We start from the raw sequence: 20438 nt of genomic DNA, 5'->3' as shown, positions 1-20438 counted from the left end.
GTTCACTCGGCGGTTTCCACCATCGTGGCGTAGGCGACGACATTGTCCCGGTAGCTCGCCGCGGACTGGTCGAACTCACCGCCGCAGGTGATGAGCCGCAACTCCGCGCCCTCGGTGTCGCCGTACACCTTCTCGGTGGGGAACTCGTCCTTCGGGTACTGCTCGACCTCGTCGACCTCGAACCTGATCGACGTGCCGTCGGACCGGTCCACGATCACGTCGTCACCGACCTCCAGGTTGCGCAGCTCGAAGAACACACCCTTCTGGTTCTTCCAGTCGACGTGTGCGGCCAGGACCGAGGGGCCGCGCTCGCCGGGGGTGGGAGACTCGACGTACCAACCGACGGCCTGCGCGCCCTCGGGCACCTCCATGGTGTTGTCCGGCTTCAGGCCGAGCCCCACGAACGTTCCCGAGTCCACCCCGAGTGCGGGGATACGTAACCGAGAAGGTGGCGACGGCGACAGGAAATCCTGAGCGCCGACTTCGCCCTGCTCCATCCCCGCCTCGGCATGCCCCGCGATCTGTTCGGAGCCGCCGCAACCGGAGAGCAGTAGCAGGAGGGCCAACGCCACCGTCCCCGCCAGTCGGCGAACCGACGGGCGGGAACGGAGAGACGTCACATCACGCATCGCGGATCGGCTCAGAGCAGGGCCGCCAGCGACCCGTCACCGGTCTCGACACCACCGTGCGGCTTCTTGTGGACCTGCTTCTTGTGGTGCTTGCGGTCCTTGTCGTGGTGCTTGCCCTTGTCGTGGTGCCTGTCCTTGTCGTGGTCCTTGCCGTGGTCCCAGTCCTTGTCGTGGCCGTGGTCCTTGCCGTGGTCCCAGTCCTTGCCGTGGTCCCAGTCCTTGTCGTGGCCGTGGTCCTTGCCGTGGTCCCAGTCCTTGCCGTGGTCCCAGTCCTTGCCGTGGTCACCGTCGTGACCCTTGTCGTGCTCCCAGTCCTTGCCGTGGTCACCGTCGTGACCCTTGTCGTGCTCCCAGTCCTTGCCGTGGTCACCGTCGTGACCCTTGTCGTGCTCCTTGTCCCACTCCTCGCCGCTGCTGACGAAGTCGTACTCGGCGCACTCGGTGTCGGACAGCGACTGCACGGAGATACCGGTGGCGCAGTCCTCGTCGGTGGAAGCGTTGGTGGTGCCGGAAACGGCCAGCGCGGCGCCGATCGCGATCGCAGTGACAACTGCACCTCTACGGATTGCCATGGTGAGAGTTCTCCTCGGAAATACTGGTTTCGATCACAACAACGGTGCGCTACTCAGGTACGCTCCGCGCCCGTGTGGCTACAGTGTGCGCAGCAATCGAGATCAGCAATCCTCGCCGCGTCCGAAACAACCGCGTGAGTGACGTTCGTGCCGCGGAGTCCGGGTCGGCAACGTCCACTTTCTACCGGCGGTGGAAGGGCACGCCACGATCGCGGGTTCCCGGGCGATTGCCCCGCCCTTCGGAGGGGTACTGCTTCCGGTGATGACAGCGGACATGCAGACCGTGCGCACACTGGCGCAGCTCGCCGAACTCACGAGTTCCGGCGAGGCTCCGTACCTGCGCTACTCACCCGGGCCCGAATCCGACGCCGAGCACTCCAGCACCGACCACGAGAGCGGCCTGACGATGCCGGGGGTTTCGGCGAACCCGCTCGCGGCACCCAAGTGGTGGACCCTGCCACTGGAGGACTGGCTCGCCCGCCGCGTGTGCCAGTACCTGCGCGAGCTCGACGAGGGTGCTCGGCCGTGGGTACTGTCGGGCAGGCAGGTGGATTTCGGGCCCGACAACGAACCACTGCTCGTGGACATCCAACCGGTCGCGTGGGTCGCCCCCGAACTCGTCGAGGAGGCACGCGAGCGCTACACCACCCGGCTCAGGGCGGGCGCGGCGACTCACCGCGACCGGTGACGAGTCCCCGGCTGCGCCAGACCCGCCTCGTAGGCGATGTGAACGAGCTGTGCTCGGTCCCGAGCGCCGAGCTTGGCGAGCAGCCTGCTGACGTAGGTGCGCGCGGTGGCCGGGCTGAGGTGGAGAACCGCCGCGATCTCCGTGTTCGACAGCCCAGCGGCGATCTCGGCCAGGACCTCCCGCTCGCGCTCCGTGAGCGGATCGAGCAGCCGGGGCTCGACTGTCCCGCTGTCGGAGGCCACGGCCGCGAGCACGCGACGGGTCACCGACGGCGACAGCAGCGCCTCACCCTCGGTCACGGTCCGCACCGCTGCCCGTAGTTCCTCGGGAGCCGTGTTCTTCAGCAGGAAGCCGGCCGCACCCGCACGGATGGCGTCGAAGATGTGCTCGTCGGTGTCGAACGTCGTCAGTACGACCACCCGGACCGACCGCAGCTCGGCGTCGGCCGTGATGCGGTGGGTCGCCTCGATGCCGTCCATGCCCGGCATCCGGATGTCCATCAACACGACGTCGGGGCGCAGCGAACGGACCGCGTGCACCGCGCTCGTCCCGTCCGACGCCTCCCCCACCACCGTGATGTCGTCGGCCCGGTCGAGCAGCGAGCACAGGCCGGCCCTCACGAGTTGCTGGTCGTCGGCGACCACGACCTTGATCATCGTTGCTCCAGGGGAAGTAAGGCGTCGATACGGAAACCCTCACCGGGCCGGGAATCGACGGCCAGGGACCCGCCCAGCAGAACGGTGCGCTCCCGCATGCCGCGCAGGCCGTTGCCCACCGCGTCGTCCACCGAACCCGACCACCCACGGCCGTCGTCGGCGACGCTGATCTCCAACCGGTCGTCACCGTAGGTGAGCACGATCTCCGCATGCGTGGCCGCCGAGTGGCGCAGGCTGTTGGCCAACGCCTCCTGCACGATGCGGTACGCGGTCGAGTCCACCGCCGACGGCAGTGATCTCGGAGTGCCCTCGACCGTGATGCCGACGGGCAACCCGCTGTCCGACGTCGCCTGCACCAGGGTGTCGAGGTGGCGCACGCTCCCGACCGGCGCGCGCGACGGGTCCTCGTCACCGGACGAGGCCAGCAGCCCCACCGTCGCCCGCAGTTCCCGCACGGCTCCGTCGGCCGCCTCTCGGATCACCCCCAGCGCCGCTCGCACCGACTCGGGGTCGTCGTCGACGGCCTCGGTGGCGACGTTCGCCTGGATCGAGATGACCGTGACGGTGTGGCCCAGCACGTCGTGCACCTCGCGGGCGATCCGCATGCGTTCCTCCTCCATCCTGCGCCGCGCCCGCTGCTCCTGCTCCGCGGCCAGCAGCGCCCGCGAGCGGACGCCGTCGCCCAACGCGATCGCCGCCGCCATCAACCCGACGGTGGAGGCGAACTCGTACCCGAACAGGTACACCGGATCGTCCCCCTCCGCGAGCCGGAAACCGGTCGTCACCGCCAGCAGTCCGACGGACACCGCCACGGCCACGCGCGTTCTGCCCGCCTCGGCCGTCGAGTACAGCGCCGCGGCGACCGGGATGGCGAGCCCGATGGGCGGGTAGTCCGCGAGGTAGTAGCCGATGATGCCCGCGACCGTGGCCGCGAGCGTCAGCACGGGGTAGGAACGCCGCACGAACATCAGGGCACCGAGCCCCAACGCGAAGAGGAACGCCCCCGGTTCCGGACCGCGCGTCCCACCCAGATCCGCCGCGATGGCGACCGCGACCACCGCGGACACCGCGACGGCCAGGACCGCGTCCACCACGCGGTCGTCCACCCTCCCGTCGACACGCACGTCGTCGAGGGTAGCGATCGGAGCGCCGCCGCGCGGTCGTCCACAGTCGAGTCCGCGCTACCTCCGATGTCGCCTCCCGCCGACACACGGGCGTGGTGAGAACCGAGTCCGGACGGACGACGAGCACCCGTCCCCGTACCTACCGTGCTGGACATGCGCACTCTCGGAGTTGCCGTGCTCGGCGTCTTCGCCGGGCTGGCAGTCGGTTTCGCCCTCTTCAGCGAACTCGTCGGCCGGCTCGTGGCCGATGACGGCGTGGTGGAGGCACCGTGGACGTTCGTCATCGGTTTCGGCCCCCAGCTGTCCGCCGTGGTCGGTGGCGTGGTCGCCGTCGTGCTCGACACGAAACTGCGCCGCAGGCGGGAGGAACGGTGAACGCGGGCATGTCACGGCGGACGGCGTTGCGGCTGGCCGCGGGCGGATTGGCGGCGCTGCCGCTGTCGTCGGCATGTTCCGGACCCGGACTCTCACTGTCCGTGTCCGGTGGCCCCAACGTGACGACCGAGTCGAGCGCGGGTGCCGTGCTGCGGTCGCGTGCCCGGCTGCCCGAACCGTTCACGCTGCCGCTGAGCGTCCCCGAAGTACTGCGGCCGTCGTCGTCCGACGCCACCACCGATTACTACGAGCTCACCCAGCGGGAGTCCGACCTGGAGATCCTGCCGGGTCTGCACACCCGGGTGTGGGGCTACGACGGGCGGTTCCCCGGACCCACGATCGTGTCACGGCGCGGGCGGCGCACGGTGGTGCGGCACCGCAACGAGCTGCCCGTGCCGACGGTGGTGCACCTGCACGGCGGCCGGACCCCTCCCGAACACGACGGTTACCCGACCGACCTGATGCAGCCCGGCGCGCGACGCGAGTACGTCTACCCGCTGGATCAGCCCGCCGCCACGCTCTGGTATCACGACCACCGCATGGACTTCACCGGCCCGCAGGTGTACCGCGGGCTCGCCGGGTTCCACCTCCTGCACGACGACGAGGAGGACCGGCTCGGGCTCCCCTCGGGCGAGCGCGACATCCCGCTGCTCATCGCCGACCGCGCCTTCGCCGAGGACGGCTCCTTCGACTACCCGGCGCGCGATCCCTCGTTGCGCGGCGAACCCGGGGTGACCGACGACTTCGCCAGCGGAGTCCTGGGCGACTGCGTGCTGGTGAACGGCGTGCCGTGGCCCTTCCTGGAGGTTGAGGCCGTGCGGTACCGCTTCCGGCTGCTCAACGCCTCGAACGCCCGGCGCTACCGCCTGGCGCTCGACCCTCCCCCTCCCGGCGGGGCCGCCTTCACGCAGGTGGGCGGCGACCAGGGGTTGCTCGCCTCGCCGGTGCTCCACGAGGAGCTGCCGATCGCGCAGGCCGAACGGTTCGACGTGGTGGTGGACTTCTCCGCGTACCGGCCGGGACAGCGGATCACACTCGTCAACACCCTGGGCGAGAGCGGCACGCGCGCCGTGCTCCGGTTCGTCGTCACCCGGCGGGCGCGGGACGACAGCCGGGTGCCACGCACGCTGGCCGAGGTGGAGCCTTTGTCGCGATCGCAGGCACGTGTCGAACGGGAGTTCGTCTTCGCCCGTGGCGGCGCCCAGCACCACGGCATGACGCTGTGGACCGTCAACGGGCAGGCGTTCGATCCCAGACGCATCGACGCCGACCCGGAACTGGGTTCGGTGGAGCTCTGGCGGATCAGAGCACAGAACGTGCCACATCCGATCCATGTCCATCTCGCACCGTTCCAGGTGCTGGGCGGCGGACCGACCACCTCGGGCTGGAAGGACACCGTGGACCTCGACAACGGTGGCGAGGCGGAGATCCTGCTGCGGTTCGACGGCTATCGCGGCCGGTACGTGTTCCACTGCCACAACCTGGAACACGAGGACATGATGATGATGGCCAACTTCGAGGTGCGCTGACACCGTGTCCGCGGTTCCCGTACGCGGCGGGTCCAGGAACCGAGCGGGCCACGGCCGTGCACGCTCGGACCTACCGATCGATGCCGCTGCGGGCGTGCACCAACCGCACGAGGCTTCCAGGCACCAGCTCGTCCTGGCGTTCCCACAGGTCGGCGGGTACGGCGGCACGCTCATCGTGGTCAGCCACCACGACGAAGGTGTGGCTGCCGAGCAACGCCGCCACACCGTCGGGCGTGAACGTGCTGCGCCACGGTTCCGCCCCGTCCGAAGCCACCGCGGACACCGCGCGAACGTAGAGTTCGGCACGCGCGTCCCGCCATCGCGGCGGAACGTGGTAGTCGGCGACCAGCTCACTGCCCGGAGACAGGCGCGCCAGGTCTGCGAGCACCCGGTGGAGTTCGCTCTGCCGGAAGTACGGTATCCCGCCGAGCCAACTCACGAACACCGGACGTGAGGGATCGAGCCCGGCCTCCACCACACGGCCGAACACCGAGTCGAGTGTCAGGTCGAGCTCGGCATAACGCACGGTGTCCGGGACGTCCACATCGGACTCCGCAAGGCGGTGTCGCTTCCATCGCTGCGTGCCTGGATGGTCGACCTCGACGACGAGGAGACGGCGGGCGAGATCCGAGCGCGCGCCGAACGTGTCGAGCCCCGCCCCCACCAACAAGTACTGGTCCACACCACGATCGACGGCGGCTCGCAACGCGGCCTCGGCGAATCGACTACGCACGGTGGCGCTCACCCGGGCGTTGACCAGGATGGGGTGACCGCCCTGCTGTCGGTGGTAGCGGATCATCTCGGCACCGGCACTTCCGAGGACCCGCTCGGCCAGGGTGTCGAGGAAAAGGGCGGGTTCGCCATCGACGGTGAGATGTGCGGCACGGGCCGCGGCGGACAACAACGCGGTACGACTCGGCTGAAAATCGACTGTCACACCGGCAGGATATTCCAAAACAAAACAATAATACCAAAAAACAATATTTTCTACAAGGCGGAATCCATTTCGAATTGATAACCACGTCGACAATGTGACACGCCCACCGCCGCACCACACCGTCATCGGCCGAGCTCGGCCAGGAGGCCACGAACTGCCTCCCGGCCGGCCCGGCTCGCACCCACGGTGCTCGCCGAGGGCCCGTATCCCACGAGACGCAACCGCGGCACGCCCACCACCCGCGTGCCGTCCATCCGGATACCGCTACCTGCCCCGCGTAGCCGCAGCGGTGCCAGGTGGTCCAACGCCGGGCGGAAACCCGTCGCCCACAGGATCACATCGGCACGTTGCTGCCGACCGTCCGCCCAGCGCACACCGTGCGGCGTGATCCGCTCGAACATCGGCCGCCGCACCAACAGCCCGGCCTCCCGGGCGGCGCGCACCTCGGGAGTCAACGTCAACCCGGTCGCCCCCACGACGCTGCCCGGCGGCCTCCCGGACCGGACCCGCCGGTCGACCTCCGCGACGACCTCACGCCCGTGCTCCGGTGTGAACTCGCCCTCGTGGAAGACCGGGGGGCGCCGGGTGACCCAGGTGGTGCCTTCGGCGACCTCCGCGATCTCGACGAGCAGCTGCACCGCCGACGTGCCGCCACCGACCACCACCACGTGAGCCCCCGCGAACGGTGCAGGCCCGGTGTAGTCGGCGGTGTGCAGTTGCCTGCCGCGGAACGTCTCCCGGCCCGGGTAGTACGGCCAGAACGGCTTGTCCCACGTTCCCGTCGCGTTGACGACGCCGCGCGCCGACCACGTCTCGCCCGCCGTGTCCACGAGGAACCGGCCGTCGGATGTCCGCCGCACGGCACGCACGCTCACCGGACGGTGCACGGGCAGATCGAACGCACGCTCGTACTCCTCGAAGTAGGCGGCCATGACCTCGGCTGCGGGGCGGGCCGGGTTCCCGCTCCCGGGGACCTCGACGAGCCGTAGTCCCGGCAGGTCGTGAACGCCGTGGACCCGGTCCATCCGCAGCGTCGGCCAGCGGTACTGCCACGCGCCACCTGCCCGCTTGCCGTGGTCGAGCACCACGAACCCGGCGCCGCCGCGCAGACCGGCACGGTGCAGGAAGTACGCGGACGACAGCCCCGCCTGTCCGGCGCCGATGACGACGACGTCGGTTTCATGGTCAGCTCGCATGTCCGGTGCAACGCCGCGACAGGCGGCCGCCTTCCCGAGTTCGCCGTGCGCAGGCCGCGGACACGCCTACAAGAAGTGCGGACACGCGTGCGCAGCCTGCGGACACGATGTCGGGGTTCAGCGACGGCGGCGGAGCAGCCTCCTGACCGCCAGGAAGGCGAAGAGGGCCGCCAGGCCCGCGAGCGCGGGCGCGAGGCGCTTGGCGACGGAGGCGCCGGCGTAGTCGACCAGGTCGATGGGCTCGGCTTCCCTCGGTGTGGTGGCCGTCGGCTTGACGCTCTCCAGCTTCGGCTTCCCAGTGGACGGGGCCTCGACCGACGCGGCGGCCGCACCCGACGTTCCCGCAGCGGTCTCGACCCCGGTCGCCGCGGCGGTACCCGTCGTGGCCCCCGCCGTGGCCCCCTCGGAGGTCTTCGGCGCGCCCGGGGTGGTGTCCTCACCCTTCACCTCCCCCGCACCGCCGAGCATGTCGGCGAGGTTGGTGGCGAAGTTGTCGAGGATCTTGCCACCGACCTCGGAGATCATGCCGCGCCCGAACTGCGCGGGCTTGCCGGTGACGTTGAGGTCGGTGGCCACTGCGCCCTTCGTGGAGCCACCCTCCGCCGTGAGGGTCACGGTCACGGTGGCCGCGGCCGTCCCGGCACCACGGGCGTCCTTACCGGACGCCTTGATCATGATCTTGCGCTCGTCGGCGTTCTTCTCGAGGAACTCGCCCGACCCCTTGTACAGCAGGGACACCGGCCCGAGCTTGACCTTCACCGTGCCCTTGAACTTGTCCCCCTCCACGGAGGTGAGGGTGGCTCCTGGCATGCAGGGCGCGACGCGTTCCGGGTCCAGCACCGCCTTCCACACCTCGTCGATGGGCGCCGGAACGGTGAATTCATGGTCGAGCCGCACAGGCCGACCTCCTTCCTCAACTCTTCCTCAGTGCCTGGCCTTGCTCACCAAGGCCGTCCCCGAGGCCACTGTAACCCGGTGATCACTACCGAACGTGGCCTCGGGAACACGGTCGTGGGCCAGACCTCAGCCCGTGACCGCCGTGGTGAGTGCCCTGCCGGTGAGTACCCGGGCAAGGTGCTGCCGATACTCGACATCGGCGTTGCTGTCGGGCGTGGGACTGGTGCCCTCCGCCGCCCGCTCGGAGGCGGCCCGGATGGCCTCCGCCGTGGCGGGCTGCCCGATCAGGGCTTCCTCGACGGCACGAGCCCGTACCGGCACCGACGCCATGTTGGTGAGCCCGACCCTCGCCTCGGCGATGTTCCCGGCCTCCGTTCGCACGGTGGCGGCGACGGCCACGATCGACCACGCCTGCGCGACGCGGTTGAACTTCTCGTAGTGCGCTCGCCAGCCGGTGTGCTTGGGAATCCGCACCTCGACGAGAATCTCGTCGGGCCGCATGGCGGTGGTGAAGAAGTCGGAGAAGAACTCCGTGGCGTGCACGGTGCGGGAACCGTCCATGCCGCGCACCACCATCTCGGCGCCCAACGCGAGGGCTGGTGCCAGGAGGTCGCCTGCCGGGTCGGCGTGGGCGAGGGAGCCGCCGAACGTGCCGCGGTGCCGCACCTGCGGGTCGGCCACCGTCGCGGTCGCCTTGGCGAGCAGTTCCGCGTGGTCGGCGATCAGCGGGTCGTGCACGACCTCGTGGTGCGTGGTCATCGCCCCGATGACGACGGCGTCCCCGTCGTCGCGCACCCCACGCAGCTCGGCGATCCGTCCGAGGTCGATCAGCGTGGTGGGCGCCGCCATGCGCAGGCGGAGCACGGGCAGCAGGCTCTGACCACCCGCCATGATCTTCGCGTCCTCACCCGCCTCGGACAGCGCCCGCACCGCCTCATCCACTGTGGACGGGGCAACGTAGTCGAACGGAGCCGGGATCACTGCGCACCTCCGTGTTCGGCGTCGATCGATCCGAGGCCACCACCGGCCTCGGTACCCAGGCCACCAGCGGCCCGTTCCCCGGTGTGAATCGCCCGCCACACCCGCATGGGTGTGCACGGCATCTCGATGTCGTCCACCCCGAAGTGCCGCACCGCGTCGACGACGGCGTTCACGACGGCCGGCGTGGAGGCGATGGTGCCCGCCTCGCCGACGCCCTTCACCCCGAGCGGGTTGGTGGTCGACGGCGTCTCGGTGCGGTCGGTGACGAACGACGGCAGGTCCGCCGCCGAGGGCAGCAGGTAGTCGGCGAGCGTGCCCGACATCAGCGTGCCGCTCTCGTCGAACACGGCTTCCTCGAACAGCGCCTGCGCGATGCCCTGCGCGAGTCCACCGTGGATCTGGCCCTCGACGATGAGCGGGTTGACCACCGCGCCGACGTCGTCCACGCACACGTACTTGCGGATCGCCACCCGGCCGGTCTCGGTGTCCACCTCCACCGCGCACAGGTGGGTGCCGTGCGGGAAGGAGAAGTTCTCCGGATCGAAGGTGGCCTCGGAGTCGAGCGACGGTTCCACGTCGTCCGGCAGGTCGTGGGCCGCGAACACGGCGAGCGCGATGTCCTGGATCCCGGTGGACCGGTCGGTGCCCTTGACCTTGAAGGTGCCACCGGAGAACTCCAGGTCGTCCTCGGCGCACTCCATCATGTGGGCGGCGATCCGGCGGGCCTTGGCGACGACCTTCTCGGCGGCCTTCACGACCGCGATCCCGCCGACGGACAGCGAGCGCGATCCGTAGGTGTCGAGTCCCTTGTGCGACGACTGGGTGTCGCCGTGCAGGATCTCCACGTCCTCGAAGGGAACGCCGAGCTGGTCGGCCACGATCTGACTCCACGCCGTCTCGTGACCCTGGCCGTGGGCCGACGAACCCGTGACGACCTCGACCTTGCCCGTGGGCAGCATACGGATGGCGGCGTGCTCCCAGCCGCCCGCGCCGTAGTCGAGGGAGCCGAGCACCCGCGACGGCGCGAGGCCGCACATCTCGGTGAACGTCGAGATTCCGATGCCGAGCTGCACCTTATCCCCGCGTTCCCGCCGCTCACGCTGCTCGCGTCGCAGCCCCTCGTAGTCGAACAACTGCATGGCCTTCTCGGTGGCTGCCTCGTAGTTGCCCGAGTCGTAGGTCAGCCCCGCGACGGTGGTGTAGGGGAACTCGTCGTGGGCGATCCAGTTCTTCTCCCGCAGCTCCATCGGGTCCATGCCGAGCTCGGCCGCGAGCTCGTCCATCATGCGCTCGATGGCGAACGTGGCCTCCGGCCGTCCGGCGCCCCGGTAGGCGTCGGTGACGGTCGTGTTGGTGAACACGTTCGTGCACGTGAAGTGGTACGCGGGGAGCTTGTAGATCGCGTTGAACATGAACGCGCCCAGGATCGGCACCCCGGGCCCGACCAGGCTGAGGTAGGCGCCCATGTCGGCGAGCAACTCCACCTTCAGACCGGTGAGCGTGCCGTCACGCTTGGCGCAGATGGTGATGTCCTGGACCTGGTCGCGACCGTGGTGAGCCGCCACCATCGACTCCGACCGCGACTCGGTCCACTTCACCGGCCTGCCGAGCTTGCGAGCCACGAGCAGCGCGATGAACTCCTCCGGGATCACGGCCAGTTTGCCACCGAATCCGCCGCCCACGTCGGGGGCGATGACGCGCAGCTGGTGTTCCGGAATGCCGAGCGTCAGAGCGGACAGGGTCTTGGTGATGTGCGGGATCTGGGTGGCCGACCACATGGTGAGCTGCGCGGCCGTCGGATCCACCACCACGGAGCGGGGTTCCATGAACGACGGGATGAGGCGCTGCTGGCGGAAGCGCTTCCGCAGCACCACCTCCGACTCGGCGATGGCCTGCTCGACGTCGTCGCCCGAGCCAGCCTCGGCGGAGTCGAACGTCCACACGGCACTGCGGTTGGTGCCGAGGTCGGCGTGTACGAGCGGCGCGTCGTCGGCGATCGCGTTCTCCAGTCCCAGCACCACGGGCAGCTCGTCGTAGTCGACGTCGATCTCGGCGAGCGCGTCGTACGCCTCGGCCTGGCTGCGCGCCACGACGACGGCGATCCCCTCACCCGCGTGGTTGACCGTGCCCTGTGCCAGCACAGGCCTGCGCGGCCACTTCATGTCCGGGGTGATCGGCCACGCGCACGGCAGACCGATGGCGCCCTCGGGGTCGAGGTCGTCGGCGGTGTACACCGCGATGACGCCGGGCATCTCGCGGGCCGCCGACGTGTCGATGTTCGTGATGCGCGCGTGCGCGACGGTGCTGCGGAGCACAGCGAAGTGCACCATGCCGGGCAGCGTGATGTTGTCGGTCCACCGGGTCCTGCCGGTGATCAGGCGCGCGTCCTCCTTGCGGCGACGGGCCTTGCCGATCTCCGGCTCCATCGTGGCGGTCATCTACTCAGCACCTCCACCCATGCTCGGCGCCGTCGCGGTGCCCGTGGCCTCGCCGACGCGTTCGGCCTCCGGACCGGCTCCGGGGCGCATGCGCTCGGCCGCGTCCCGCACCGCGCGGACGATGTTCTGGTAACCGGTGCAGCGACAGAGGTTGCCCTCGAGGCCCTCGCGCACGGACTGCTCGTCCGGATCGGGGTTCTCGGAGAGGAGATCGAGGGACTGCATGATCATCCCGGGCGTGCAGAAACCACACTGCAGGGCGTGGTTGTCCTGGAACGCCTGCTGCACCGGATGCAGCTCGCCGTCGCGCGAGAGTCCCTCGATCGTCGTGACCTCGTGGCCGTCGGCCTGGACGGCGAGAACCGAGCAGGACTTCACGCTCTGCCCGTCCAGGTGCACGGTGCACGCGCCGCAGTTGCTGGTGTCGCACCCCACCACGGTGCCGACCTTGCCGAGCTGGTTGCGCAGGTAGTGGACGAGAAGCGTGCGCGGCTCGACCTCGTCGGTGTAGCGGGTTCCGTCAACGGTGACGGTGATGCGCATTGGGCCTCCTGTACTGGCTCGACCCGCCGGGGCGGGCCGCGGGTGGAACGGCCGTAGCCGATCAGCTAGTGATCGGCCTCACAGGCAACCCTGCTACGTCCGCGCGGTGACGACAACCCCTGCCGCCGTCGAACCGGTGGGGTCTCCCTCCATCGGGAGCGGACTTTCCAGCGCAGCGACAAAACCAGCGTTTCGTGTCACCGGTGCGGGCGATACTGGCCGTCATGGGACGCCCGTCACTCACCCGACACCTGCTCAGGGCGAAGGACCTCGCCGACGCCTACTACGCCGAGCCGCTCACCGTGGCCGGTCTCGCCGAGGCGGCCGGGCTCTCGCGTTCCCACTTCTGCGAGCAGTTCCGGAAGGCGTTCGGGGAGTCACCGCACGCGTACCTGCTGACGCGACGGCTGGAACGCGCGGCGGCCCTGCTGCGCACCACCGACCGGACGGTCACTGAGATCTGCCACGCCGTCGGACTGACCAGCGTCGGATCCTTCACCACCAGCTTCACCCGCACCTACGGCCGTTCACCGAAGGCGTACCGGCGCTCGTTTCCTCCCGCGGCCGTGCACGCCCGCGTCCCCGGGTGCGTCCTGCGCGCGTACGGGCGTCCCCGACTCCGGACGTTTCGAGAAGAACCGCCGCGTGGTGACGGTCTAACGTCATCGAACACACCGTCGAACACACGGTCGAACAGTGAGGAGTGACGATGTTCCGGATCGGCAGCATGCAGGTGTGGGTACACGACCAGGACGAGGCACTGGACTTCTACACGCGCAAACTCGGCATGGAGGTCCGTGCCGACGTGACGGTGCCGGAGATGGGCGACTTCCGGTGGCTGACCGTCGGCCCCGCGGGTCAGTCCGACGTCTCGATCGTGCTCATGGCGATCCCCGGCCCACCCGTACTCGACGAGACGACCTCCGCCCAGGTGGCCCAACTCATGGAGAAGGGCGTCGGCGCGTCGATCTTCCTCGTCACCGACGACTGCCGCAGGACCTATCAGGAGCTGAGTGCCCGCGGGGTGGAGTTCGTGGAGAAGCCGGAGGAACGGCCCTACGGCATCGACGCCGCGTTCCGCGACCCCTCGGGCAACCACATCCGGCTCACCCAGGTCTTCGACGGCATGGGGTGACCGCGAGCCGGGGAGGAGGTGCCCGCTCGCCGGTCAGCGGTGCTGTTCGGTGTGGATACGGCCGTCGATGTCGGACAGTCGGCGGCCTCCACCTCCCCACCGCAGCGCGATGATCTCGGCGGCGATCGACACGGCGGTCTCCTCCGGTGTACGCGCGCCGAGGTCGAGGCCGATCGGGGAGGCCAGCCGTTTCAGCTCGGCGTCGGTCATGCCGGCCTCGCGCAACCGGCGCAACCGGTCCTCGTGGGTGCGGCGGGAGCCCATGGCGCCGACGTAGGCCACGTCGAGCCGGAGCGCCACCTGGAGCACCGGCACGTCGAACTTCGGGTCGTGGGTGAGCACGGTGACGACCGTCCTGCCGTCGATACGGCCCGCCTCGGCCTCCGCCGTCAGGTAGCGGTGCGGCCAGTCCACGACCACGTGGTCGGCGTCCGGGAAGCGGCTTCTCGTGGCGAACACCGGGCGGGCGTCGCACACCGTGACCTCGTAGCCGAGGTAGGAGCCCATCCTCGCCATCGCCGCGGCGAAGTCGATGGCGCCGAACACCAGCATCCTGGGCGGCGGTTCGAACGAGTTCACGAACACGGCCATGCCCTCGCCCCGGCGCTGCCCCTCGGGCCCGTAGTGCAGGGTGCCCGACCGGCCCGAGGCGAGCAGGCCACGCGCGTCGTCGGCCACGGCGTCGTCGATGCGGGACGAGCCGAGCCCGCCCACCACGCGGTCCTGCCACACCAGCATGCGCCTGCCCAGCAGCGTCGCGTCGGTGTGCTCGACGATCGTGGCGACGGCCACCGGCGTGCCCTGGCGCACCGAGGCGACCAGTTCGGGCAGCTCGGGCATCGACTCGCGGTCGATGCGCTCGACGAAGATGTCGATGATGCCGCCGCACGTCAGCCCCACGGCGAACGCGTCGTCGTCACTGACGCCGTAGCGTTGCAACACCGGAGTGTGGGTCCGCACGACCTGCTGCGCCAGCTCGTACACCGCGCCCTCGACGCAGCCACCGGACACGCTGCCCACCACGTCGCCGTCGGCACCCACCAGCATCGCCGCGCCGGGCGCGCGCGGCGCCGACGAGAAGGTGGCGACCACGGTCCCGACTCCCACGGTCTCCCCCGCCTCCCACCGGCGGTGGAGTTCGTCCAGCACGTCATGCATGTGCGATCTCCCTCAGCAGTCGTTCGAGCGTGGCCAGGCTGTGACCCGCGAGCAAGCGGTCCACGTGCGGCAGGACGGCGGCGATGCCGGACTGCACGGGCTCGTAGCCCTCGTGCCCGGCGTGCGGGTTGACCCAGAAGACCCGGTGGGCGAGGCGGCGCAGGCGTGCCGCCTGGTCTCCGAGCAGCCGGGTGTCGCCGCGTTCCCAGCCGTCCGAGAAGACGACGACGGTGGCGCGGCGAGCCATGCCGCGCTGTCCCCACCGGTCGAGGAACACGCGCAGTGTCTCGCCCAGCCGCGTGCCTCCGGCGAAGTCGGCGACCGCGCCCGCGGCGTCGAGCATCGCCCGCTCGGGGTCGCGCTGCCGCAACTGCCGCGTCACGCGGGTCAGCCGCGTGCCCAGGGTGAAGACCTCCACGTCCGCAGGCGACGCCCTCACCACGACGTGGGTGAAGCGCAGCAGGGCGTCCGCGTACGGCTTCATCGACCCCGACACGTCCACGAGCAGCACCGTCCTGCGGGGCCGGGTGCGCCGTCGGGAGTGGACGAGGCGCCCGGGTTCCCCGCCGTCGGCGAGCATCGCCCGCAGCGTGCGGCTCGCGTCGAGGCGACCTCGCCGCGCGGTCCGGTACCGCGGCGAGGAGCGGCGCGCGGGCACGGGGCGCAGCGTGTCCAGCAGTTCGCGCAGGTGGCGCCGTTCGGCCTTGGTGAGCTCGGCCAGGTCGCGGTGCCGCAGGACCTCGGCGTCACTGGCGGCCACGCTCAGCCGCTCGTCCGTTCCCGAGCCCTCACCGGCACCCGCCGGTTGCGTCACGAGAGCCGCGATCCGGGGCTGCGTGGGCACCGGCAGGGCGTTGCGCTGCCGCACGGGAGGTTCGTCGCGGAACCACGCGGCGAACGCCTCGTCGTAGCGCGGCAGGTCGTCGGGCTCCGAACACAGGGCGAGCCTGCCCGCCCAGTAGAGCTGTCGCGGGTCGGCGACGTCCACACGCTCCACCGCGTCGAGGTAGGCCTGCACCCGGTGCGCGTCGCAGCGCACCCCGGCCTCCCGCAACGCCGCCGCGAAACCGACCAGACCGGTCAGTGGGTCGGCCCCTGGGTCGAGGCCTGGGTCGAGCCCTGACTCGTGCGGAGCCCGCGTGTTCATGTCTCCATTGTCGCCCTCCGGGAAGGGAAGATCCATGCTCACGGCGCCGAAAGCCCGTCAGCCCAGGAGCGAGTCGAGCGCTGCCCGGACCCGGTCCAGGTCCTCGCTGTACTTCAGCACGGCTCCGAGCGTGGTGGCGGCGGAGGCGGCGTCGAGTTCGTCCCTGCCCAGAGCCGTCAGCGCCTGCGCCCAGTCGATCGCCTCGGCCACGCCCGGCGGTTTGAGCAGCTCCATCGCACGCAGGCGCTGCACCGCCTCGGCGATCTGCCGGGAGAGCCGCTCACCGAGGCCGGGCACCCGGCGGCGCAGGATCGCGATCTCGCGGTCGAGTCCGGGATGCTCCACCCAGTGGTAGAGGCAGCGGCGCTTGAGCGCGTCGTGGACCTCGCGGGTGCGGTTGGACGTGAGGACCACCAGCGGCGGGGTCTCGGCCCGTATCTGGCCGTACTCGGGAATCGTGACGGCGTTCTCGTCCAGCAGTTGCAGCAAGAACGCCTCGAACTCGTCGTCGGCACGGTCGATCTCGTCGACGAGGAGCACGCACGGCGCGGAGGTGAGCGCCCGCAACAACGGCCGCGCCAGGAGGAACCGTTCCGTGTAGAGGGACTGCTCTGCGCTGTCCGCGTCCAGCCGTCCGCCCTCGGCCGCCTCCAGCGCCCGCAGGTGCAGCAGCTGCCGGGGAAAGTCCCACTCGTACAGTGCCTGCCCCGCGTCGATGCCCTCGTGGCACTGCAAGCGGATCAACGGCAGGTCGAGCGACTCCGCCAGTGCGACCGCCAGCGAGGTCTTGCCCGTACCCGGTTCGCCCTCACAGAACAGTGGTCGCTGCATGCGCAGAGCCAGGAACGCTGCCGTGGCCACGCCCGCGTCGGCGAGGTATCCCGCGCGTTCGAGGATCTTGGCGAGTTCGTCGGGTGTCTCCGGCGACGTGCCCTCCGCGCCGGGTGCTCCGCTGCTGTCGGCTGTCACACGGCCGAGCCTACTGGCCTCGGCTCGCGACGGCGGCGCTCCGGCCCCCGCTCCGTTCAGCTCTGGTCGGGCGCGTCGCTTCCCGGCAGGTCGGCCGGCGAGTCGACGTCGGTGCCCTCGGACAGGTCACCGCACTCCACGAGCCGCAGGTCGGCTCGGCCCCGCAGCCACTCCCGCGCGCCCACGTCACCGCGCGTGACGTCGGCGATGTCGGCCCACCACCGGCGGCCGAGCAACACCGGGTGTCCCGGTACACCGTCGTACGCGGCGCGCGCCACGGCCTCCGGCGCGGCCATCGCCCGCAGGCGGGTGACGACGTCGGACCCGACGCCGGGAAGGTCCACCAGGTGCACCAGAACCGCGTCCGGCACCGGAGCGAGGTGGGCGAGCGTGCGCAGTCCCTCCCGCAGGGAGGCGCTCATGCCCTCCTCCCAGTCCGGCACGTTCACCGTCGTGACCCGGCCGGGCAGCAACGTGCGCACGTCGTCGGCCCGCGCGCCCAGCACGACGACGACGGGATCGCAGCCGCCCTCGGCCAGCACCCGCACGGCACGCGTCACCAGCGCCTCGCCGTCGACCTCGACGAGTGCCTTGGGCCTGCCGAACCGGCGTCCCGCCCCGGCGGCCAGCAACAGGCCCGCGGTCCTCATGACACCCGCGCCGAGGGAGCGACGGCCAGGTCGGCCTCGATGCGTTCGGCGGTCTCCCGCAACCGGGGGAGCAGCCGGGTCCGCGCCTCCTCCGGACTCGTACGGCTCGCGTGCGTCGAGATGTTCACGGCAGCCACCACCTTGCCGTCCTTGTCGTGGATGGGAGCGGCCACCGACCGCAACCCCTCCTCCAGTTCCTGGTCGACGAGCGCCCAGCCCTGTTCGCGCACCACGTCGAGCTCGGCTCGCAACGACGGGGCGGAGGTGATCGTGCGGTGGGTGAGCCGGTCGAACTCAGCCTCGTTCAGGTACGCGGAGAGGGCGTCCTCGTCGAGCCCGGCGAGCAGCACGTGTCCCATCGACGTGGCGTGGGCCGGGAACCGCGTGCCCACGTCGATGCTCACGGTCATGATCCGGGAGACGGCGACCCTGGCGACGTAGACGATGTCGGTGCCGTCGAGCACCGACACCGAGCACGACTCGTGCACGTCCGCCGACAGCCGTTCGAGGTGCGGCTGTACCACCTCGGGAAGGGAGAGGCTCGACAGGAACGCGTAGCCGAGTTCGAGCACCCTGGCGGTGAGCCCGAAGTACCGGCCGTCCGAACGGACGTAGCCGAGGTCGGCCAGGGTCAGCAGGAACCGGCGCGCGGCGGCCCTGGTCAGCCCGGTCGCCTTCGCCACGTCGCTGAGCGTGAGCTGCGGTGTCCCGGCACCGAACGCCTTGATCACGGCCAGCCCACGCTCCAGCGACTGCACGTGGTGTGCGGCCCGTCCGCTGCCTGACTCCATGCGTCCAACCTATCGCGGCGGGGCCCCCTCCGGAGCCCGCCCGTCTCGGAGAGTGAGCGTCGGCGTGGGCGTGCCCTCCTGCGTGCCGTTCACGCCTCCAGCACCACGGCGAGCCCCTGACCGACGCCGATACAGATGGCGGCCAGGCCCCAGCCGCCGCCCTTCCTGCGCAGCTGGTGCGCCAGCGTGCCGAGGATACGTCCGCCCGACGCGCCGAGCGGGTGTCCGATCGCGATCGCGCCACCGTGGACGTTCACGATGCCGGGGTCGAGGTCGGGCCAGTCGGCCAGGCACGCGAGCGACTGCGCGGCGAACGCCTCGTTCAGCTCCACCGCGGTGAGGTCGCCCCAGCCGATGCCCGCGCGCTTGAGCGCGAGCTCGGCCGCCCTCACAGGCCCGATTCCGAACACGTCGGGGTCGACGCCGGCCGCCCCGCGTCCCGCGATCCTGGCCAGCGGGGTCGCGCCGATCCGGTCGGCTCCGGCACGGTCGGCGAGCAACACCGCCGAGGCACCGTCGGACAGCGGCGAGGCGTTGCCCGCCGTCACCGTGCCGTCGGCGCGGAACACCGCCTTGAGCTTCGCGAGTTTCTCGGGCGACGTGTCGGGCCGGACGCCCTCGTCGCGGCGCAGCTCCGTGCCCTCCACCGGCACGACGTGGTCGTCGTAGAAGCCCTCTTCCCACGCCTTCGCGGCGGCGCGGTGACTGCGCAGCGCGAACTCGTCCTGCTGCTCGCGACCGATGCCGTACCGCTGCGCGAGCAGTTCGGTGCTCTCCCCGAGCGAGACCGTCCACTTCCCGGGCATCCGCGGGTTGACCATGCGCCAGCCCAGGGCGGTGGAGTACAGCGTCTCGTTGCCGTTCGGGAACGCCTTCCCGGGCTTGGGCAGCACCCACGGCGCGCGGCTCATCGACTCCACACCGCCCGCGACCGCCACCGACGCCTCCCCGACCGCGATCTGCCTGCTCGCCTGGATCGCGGCGTCGAGGCCGGAACCGCACAGGCGGTTCACCGTGCTGCCGGGCACGCTCGTGGGCCAGCCCGCGAGCAGGGTGGCCATGCGGGCGACGTTGCGGTTGTCCTCCCCGGCGCCGTTCGCGTCACCGAGCACGACCTCGTCGACGAGTTCCGGGTCGAGGTCCTGGCGTTCGCCCAGCGCCCGCAGCACGTGCGCGGCGAGGTCGTCGGGGCGCACGCCGGACAGCGCGCCGCCGTACCGCCCGAACGGCGTCCGAACCGCGTCGAGTACGAACACGTCAGTCATGGTGTGCCTCCTGCGTCCTGGTCACGATGCCGCCTGCAACTCGCGCAGCACGGTCAGCTCCCGGTCCGTCGGCGGTTCCGTCGTCGACAACTCGGGCGAGACCCGAAGGTCCCAGCCCGTCGCCTCCCGTACCCGTTCGACGTCCACGCCGGGATGCACCTGGGTCAGCACGAGTTCGCGGGTCTCCGGGTCGGGCCGCAGAACACCGAGGTCGGTGATCACGAGCGTCGGTCCGGCACCGCGGAGCCCCAGCTTCTCCCGATCCCCCGGACCGCGGCCGTGCCCGACCGAGGTGACGAAGTCGACCCGGTCGACGAAGGTGCGCCTGCTCTGGCGCACCACCACGAAGACCTCACCGCACGAGCCCGCGATCTCCGGTGCGCCGCCCGCGCCCGGCAACCGTACCTTGGGGGCCGCGTAGTCGTCGCCGATCACGGTGGTGTTGATGTTTCCGAAGCGGTCGAGCTGCGCCGCGCCGAGGAAGCCGACGTCGATGCGGCCCGGCTGGAGCCAGTAGTTGAACACCTCCGGCACGCTGACCACCGCGTCGGCGGTCTCGGCGAGGATGCCGTCACCGATGGAGGCGGGCAGCCGGCCGGGCTTGGCCCCGAGCGCCCCGGACTCGTAGATCAGCACGAGGTCGGGCGCGTGGGTCCGCCGCGCGACGTTGGCCGCCGTGGAGGGCAGTCCGATGCCGACGAAACAGCGGGTGTCGCCGGTGAGCGCCCTGGCCGCCGCGATCGACATCATCTCGTCGG

22 protein-coding genes are annotated in these 20438 nt (G+C 70.7%); 5 read left to right on the top strand and 17 right to left on the bottom strand.

Annotated features, from left to right (window positions below; all coding sequences use genetic code 11):
* Positions 1–2: 2 nt before the first annotated feature.
* Together SACCYDRAFT_RS07615 and SACCYDRAFT_RS07610 are read right to left on the bottom strand one after the other, a co-directional pair.
* Positions 3–629 (bottom strand): class F sortase, encoded by a 627-nt coding sequence (locus SACCYDRAFT_RS07615; protein ID WP_005455091.1) that lies wholly within the window; start codon positions 627–629, stop codon positions 3–5.
* An 11-nt stretch (positions 630–640) separates the two neighbouring features.
* A complete protein-coding gene (locus SACCYDRAFT_RS07610) occupies positions 641–1201 on the bottom strand; it encodes a hypothetical protein (protein WP_005455090.1) in 561 nt (186 codons plus the stop codon).
* Between the two features lie 262 nt (positions 1202–1463).
* On the opposite strand from SACCYDRAFT_RS07610, the gene SACCYDRAFT_RS07605 reads away from it, so the two are divergent.
* The gene (locus SACCYDRAFT_RS07605) at positions 1464–1889 is read left to right on the top strand and encodes a DUF6098 family protein (protein WP_232283793.1); all 426 of its coding nucleotides are present in this window, start codon (positions 1464–1466) and stop codon (positions 1887–1889) included.
* Here SACCYDRAFT_RS07605 and SACCYDRAFT_RS07600 read toward each other — a convergent pair.
* On the bottom strand, positions 1874–2545 hold the full coding sequence (locus tag SACCYDRAFT_RS07600) for a response regulator transcription factor (protein WP_005455088.1): 672 nt from the start codon (positions 2543–2545) through the stop codon (positions 1874–1876). The two genes, SACCYDRAFT_RS07605 and SACCYDRAFT_RS07600, sit on opposite strands and share 16 nt — an antisense overlap.
* Positions 2542–3669 carry a sensor histidine kinase gene (locus SACCYDRAFT_RS07595; protein WP_043536266.1) on the bottom strand — a complete coding sequence of 376 codons (1128 nt, stop codon included), beginning with the start codon at positions 3667–3669 and terminating at the stop codon, positions 2542–2544. The genes SACCYDRAFT_RS07600 and SACCYDRAFT_RS07595 overlap by 4 nt, the downstream gene beginning before the upstream one ends.
* 153 nt (positions 3670–3822) lie before the next feature.
* Here SACCYDRAFT_RS07595 and SACCYDRAFT_RS07590 point away from each other — a divergent pair, with 153 nt between their 5' ends.
* Both SACCYDRAFT_RS07590 and SACCYDRAFT_RS07585 read left to right on the top strand, forming a co-directional pair.
* On the top strand, positions 3823–4044 hold the full coding sequence (locus SACCYDRAFT_RS07590; RefSeq protein ID WP_043537142.1) for a DUF5957 family protein: 222 nt from the start codon (positions 3823–3825) through the stop codon (positions 4042–4044).
* A gap of 8 nt (positions 4045–4052) precedes the next feature.
* Positions 4053–5573: a multicopper oxidase family protein gene (locus tag SACCYDRAFT_RS07585; RefSeq protein WP_198284976.1), complete on the top strand. Its 1521-nt coding sequence runs from the start codon at positions 4053–4055 to the stop codon at positions 5571–5573.
* A gap of 70 nt (positions 5574–5643) precedes the next feature.
* Here the strand turns inward: SACCYDRAFT_RS07585 and SACCYDRAFT_RS07580 are convergent, their stop codons facing one another.
* The 6 genes from SACCYDRAFT_RS07580 to SACCYDRAFT_RS07555 all read right to left on the bottom strand — a co-directional run bounded on the left by SACCYDRAFT_RS07580 (position 5644) and on the right by SACCYDRAFT_RS07555 (position 12565).
* Complete coding sequence (locus SACCYDRAFT_RS07580; RefSeq protein ID WP_157606472.1) at positions 5644–6510, bottom strand: class I SAM-dependent methyltransferase; 867 nt, start codon at positions 6508–6510, stop codon at positions 5644–5646.
* Positions 6511–6632: 122 nt separating this feature from the next.
* On the bottom strand, positions 6633–7706 hold the full coding sequence (locus SACCYDRAFT_RS07575) for an NAD(P)-binding domain-containing protein (RefSeq protein WP_005455077.1): 1074 nt from the start codon (positions 7704–7706) through the stop codon (positions 6633–6635).
* Positions 7707–7823: 117 nt separating this feature from the next.
* Positions 7824–8603, bottom strand: coding sequence for an SRPBCC family protein (locus SACCYDRAFT_RS07570; protein WP_005455075.1), 780 nt, complete (start codon positions 8601–8603; stop codon positions 7824–7826).
* A 126-nt stretch (positions 8604–8729) separates the two neighbouring features.
* Positions 8730–9584, bottom strand: a complete 855-nt coding sequence (locus tag SACCYDRAFT_RS07565) for an FAD binding domain-containing protein (RefSeq protein ID WP_005455073.1) — start codon at positions 9582–9584, stop codon at positions 8730–8732.
* Entirely contained in the window at positions 9581–12022 is a 2442-nt protein-coding gene (locus SACCYDRAFT_RS07560) for a xanthine dehydrogenase family protein molybdopterin-binding subunit (RefSeq protein ID WP_005455071.1), read from the bottom strand. The genes SACCYDRAFT_RS07565 and SACCYDRAFT_RS07560 overlap by 4 nt, the downstream gene beginning before the upstream one ends.
* On the bottom strand, positions 12023–12565 hold the full coding sequence (locus SACCYDRAFT_RS07555; protein ID WP_005455069.1) for a (2Fe-2S)-binding protein: 543 nt from the start codon (positions 12563–12565) through the stop codon (positions 12023–12025).
* Between the two features lie 224 nt (positions 12566–12789).
* On the opposite strand from SACCYDRAFT_RS07555, the gene SACCYDRAFT_RS07550 reads away from it, so the two are divergent.
* A complete protein-coding gene (locus tag SACCYDRAFT_RS07550; protein WP_043537141.1) occupies positions 12790–13272 on the top strand; it encodes a helix-turn-helix domain-containing protein in 483 nt (160 codons plus the stop codon).
* Between the two features lie 2 nt (positions 13273–13274).
* A complete protein-coding gene (locus SACCYDRAFT_RS07545; protein ID WP_005455064.1) occupies positions 13275–13700 on the top strand; it encodes a VOC family protein in 426 nt (141 codons plus the stop codon).
* Positions 13701–13733: 33 nt separating this feature from the next.
* Here the strand turns inward: SACCYDRAFT_RS07545 and SACCYDRAFT_RS07540 are convergent, their stop codons facing one another.
* The 7 genes from SACCYDRAFT_RS07540 to SACCYDRAFT_RS07510 form a co-directional block, all read right to left on the bottom strand.
* The gene (locus SACCYDRAFT_RS07540) at positions 13734–14858 is read right to left on the bottom strand and encodes an XdhC family protein (protein ID WP_005455061.1); all 1125 of its coding nucleotides are present in this window, start codon (positions 14856–14858) and stop codon (positions 13734–13736) included.
* A complete protein-coding gene (locus SACCYDRAFT_RS07535) occupies positions 14851–16005 on the bottom strand; it encodes a vWA domain-containing protein (protein WP_043536264.1) in 1155 nt (384 codons plus the stop codon). Before SACCYDRAFT_RS07535 ends, SACCYDRAFT_RS07540 begins: the two co-directional genes overlap by 8 nt.
* A gap of 57 nt (positions 16006–16062) precedes the next feature.
* A complete protein-coding gene (locus SACCYDRAFT_RS07530; RefSeq protein ID WP_005455057.1) occupies positions 16063–16974 on the bottom strand; it encodes an AAA family ATPase in 912 nt (303 codons plus the stop codon).
* 56 nt (positions 16975–17030) lie between these two features.
* Positions 17031–17624 (bottom strand): nucleotidyltransferase family protein, encoded by a 594-nt coding sequence (locus SACCYDRAFT_RS07525; protein ID WP_005455056.1) that lies wholly within the window; start codon positions 17622–17624, stop codon positions 17031–17033.
* Complete coding sequence (locus tag SACCYDRAFT_RS07520; RefSeq protein ID WP_005455053.1) at positions 17621–18415, bottom strand: IclR family transcriptional regulator; 795 nt, start codon at positions 18413–18415, stop codon at positions 17621–17623. The genes SACCYDRAFT_RS07525 and SACCYDRAFT_RS07520 overlap by 4 nt, the downstream gene beginning before the upstream one ends.
* 89 nt (positions 18416–18504) lie before the next feature.
* Positions 18505–19680: a thiolase family protein gene (locus SACCYDRAFT_RS07515; RefSeq protein WP_005455051.1), complete on the bottom strand. Its 1176-nt coding sequence runs from the start codon at positions 19678–19680 to the stop codon at positions 18505–18507.
* Between the two features lie 21 nt (positions 19681–19701).
* Positions 19702–20430 carry a CoA-transferase subunit beta gene (locus tag SACCYDRAFT_RS07510; RefSeq protein ID WP_052309178.1) on the bottom strand — a complete coding sequence of 243 codons (729 nt, stop codon included), beginning with the start codon at positions 20428–20430 and terminating at the stop codon, positions 19702–19704.
* Positions 20431–20438: the final 8 nt, after the last annotated feature.

Source organism: Saccharomonospora cyanea NA-134, assembly GCF_000244975.1.
GTDB classification, from domain to species: domain Bacteria; phylum Actinomycetota; class Actinomycetes; order Mycobacteriales; family Pseudonocardiaceae; genus Saccharomonospora; species Saccharomonospora cyanea.
The sequence above is the reverse complement of the archived record's forward strand: the minus strand, read 5'-3'. Positions and strand labels throughout refer to the sequence as shown.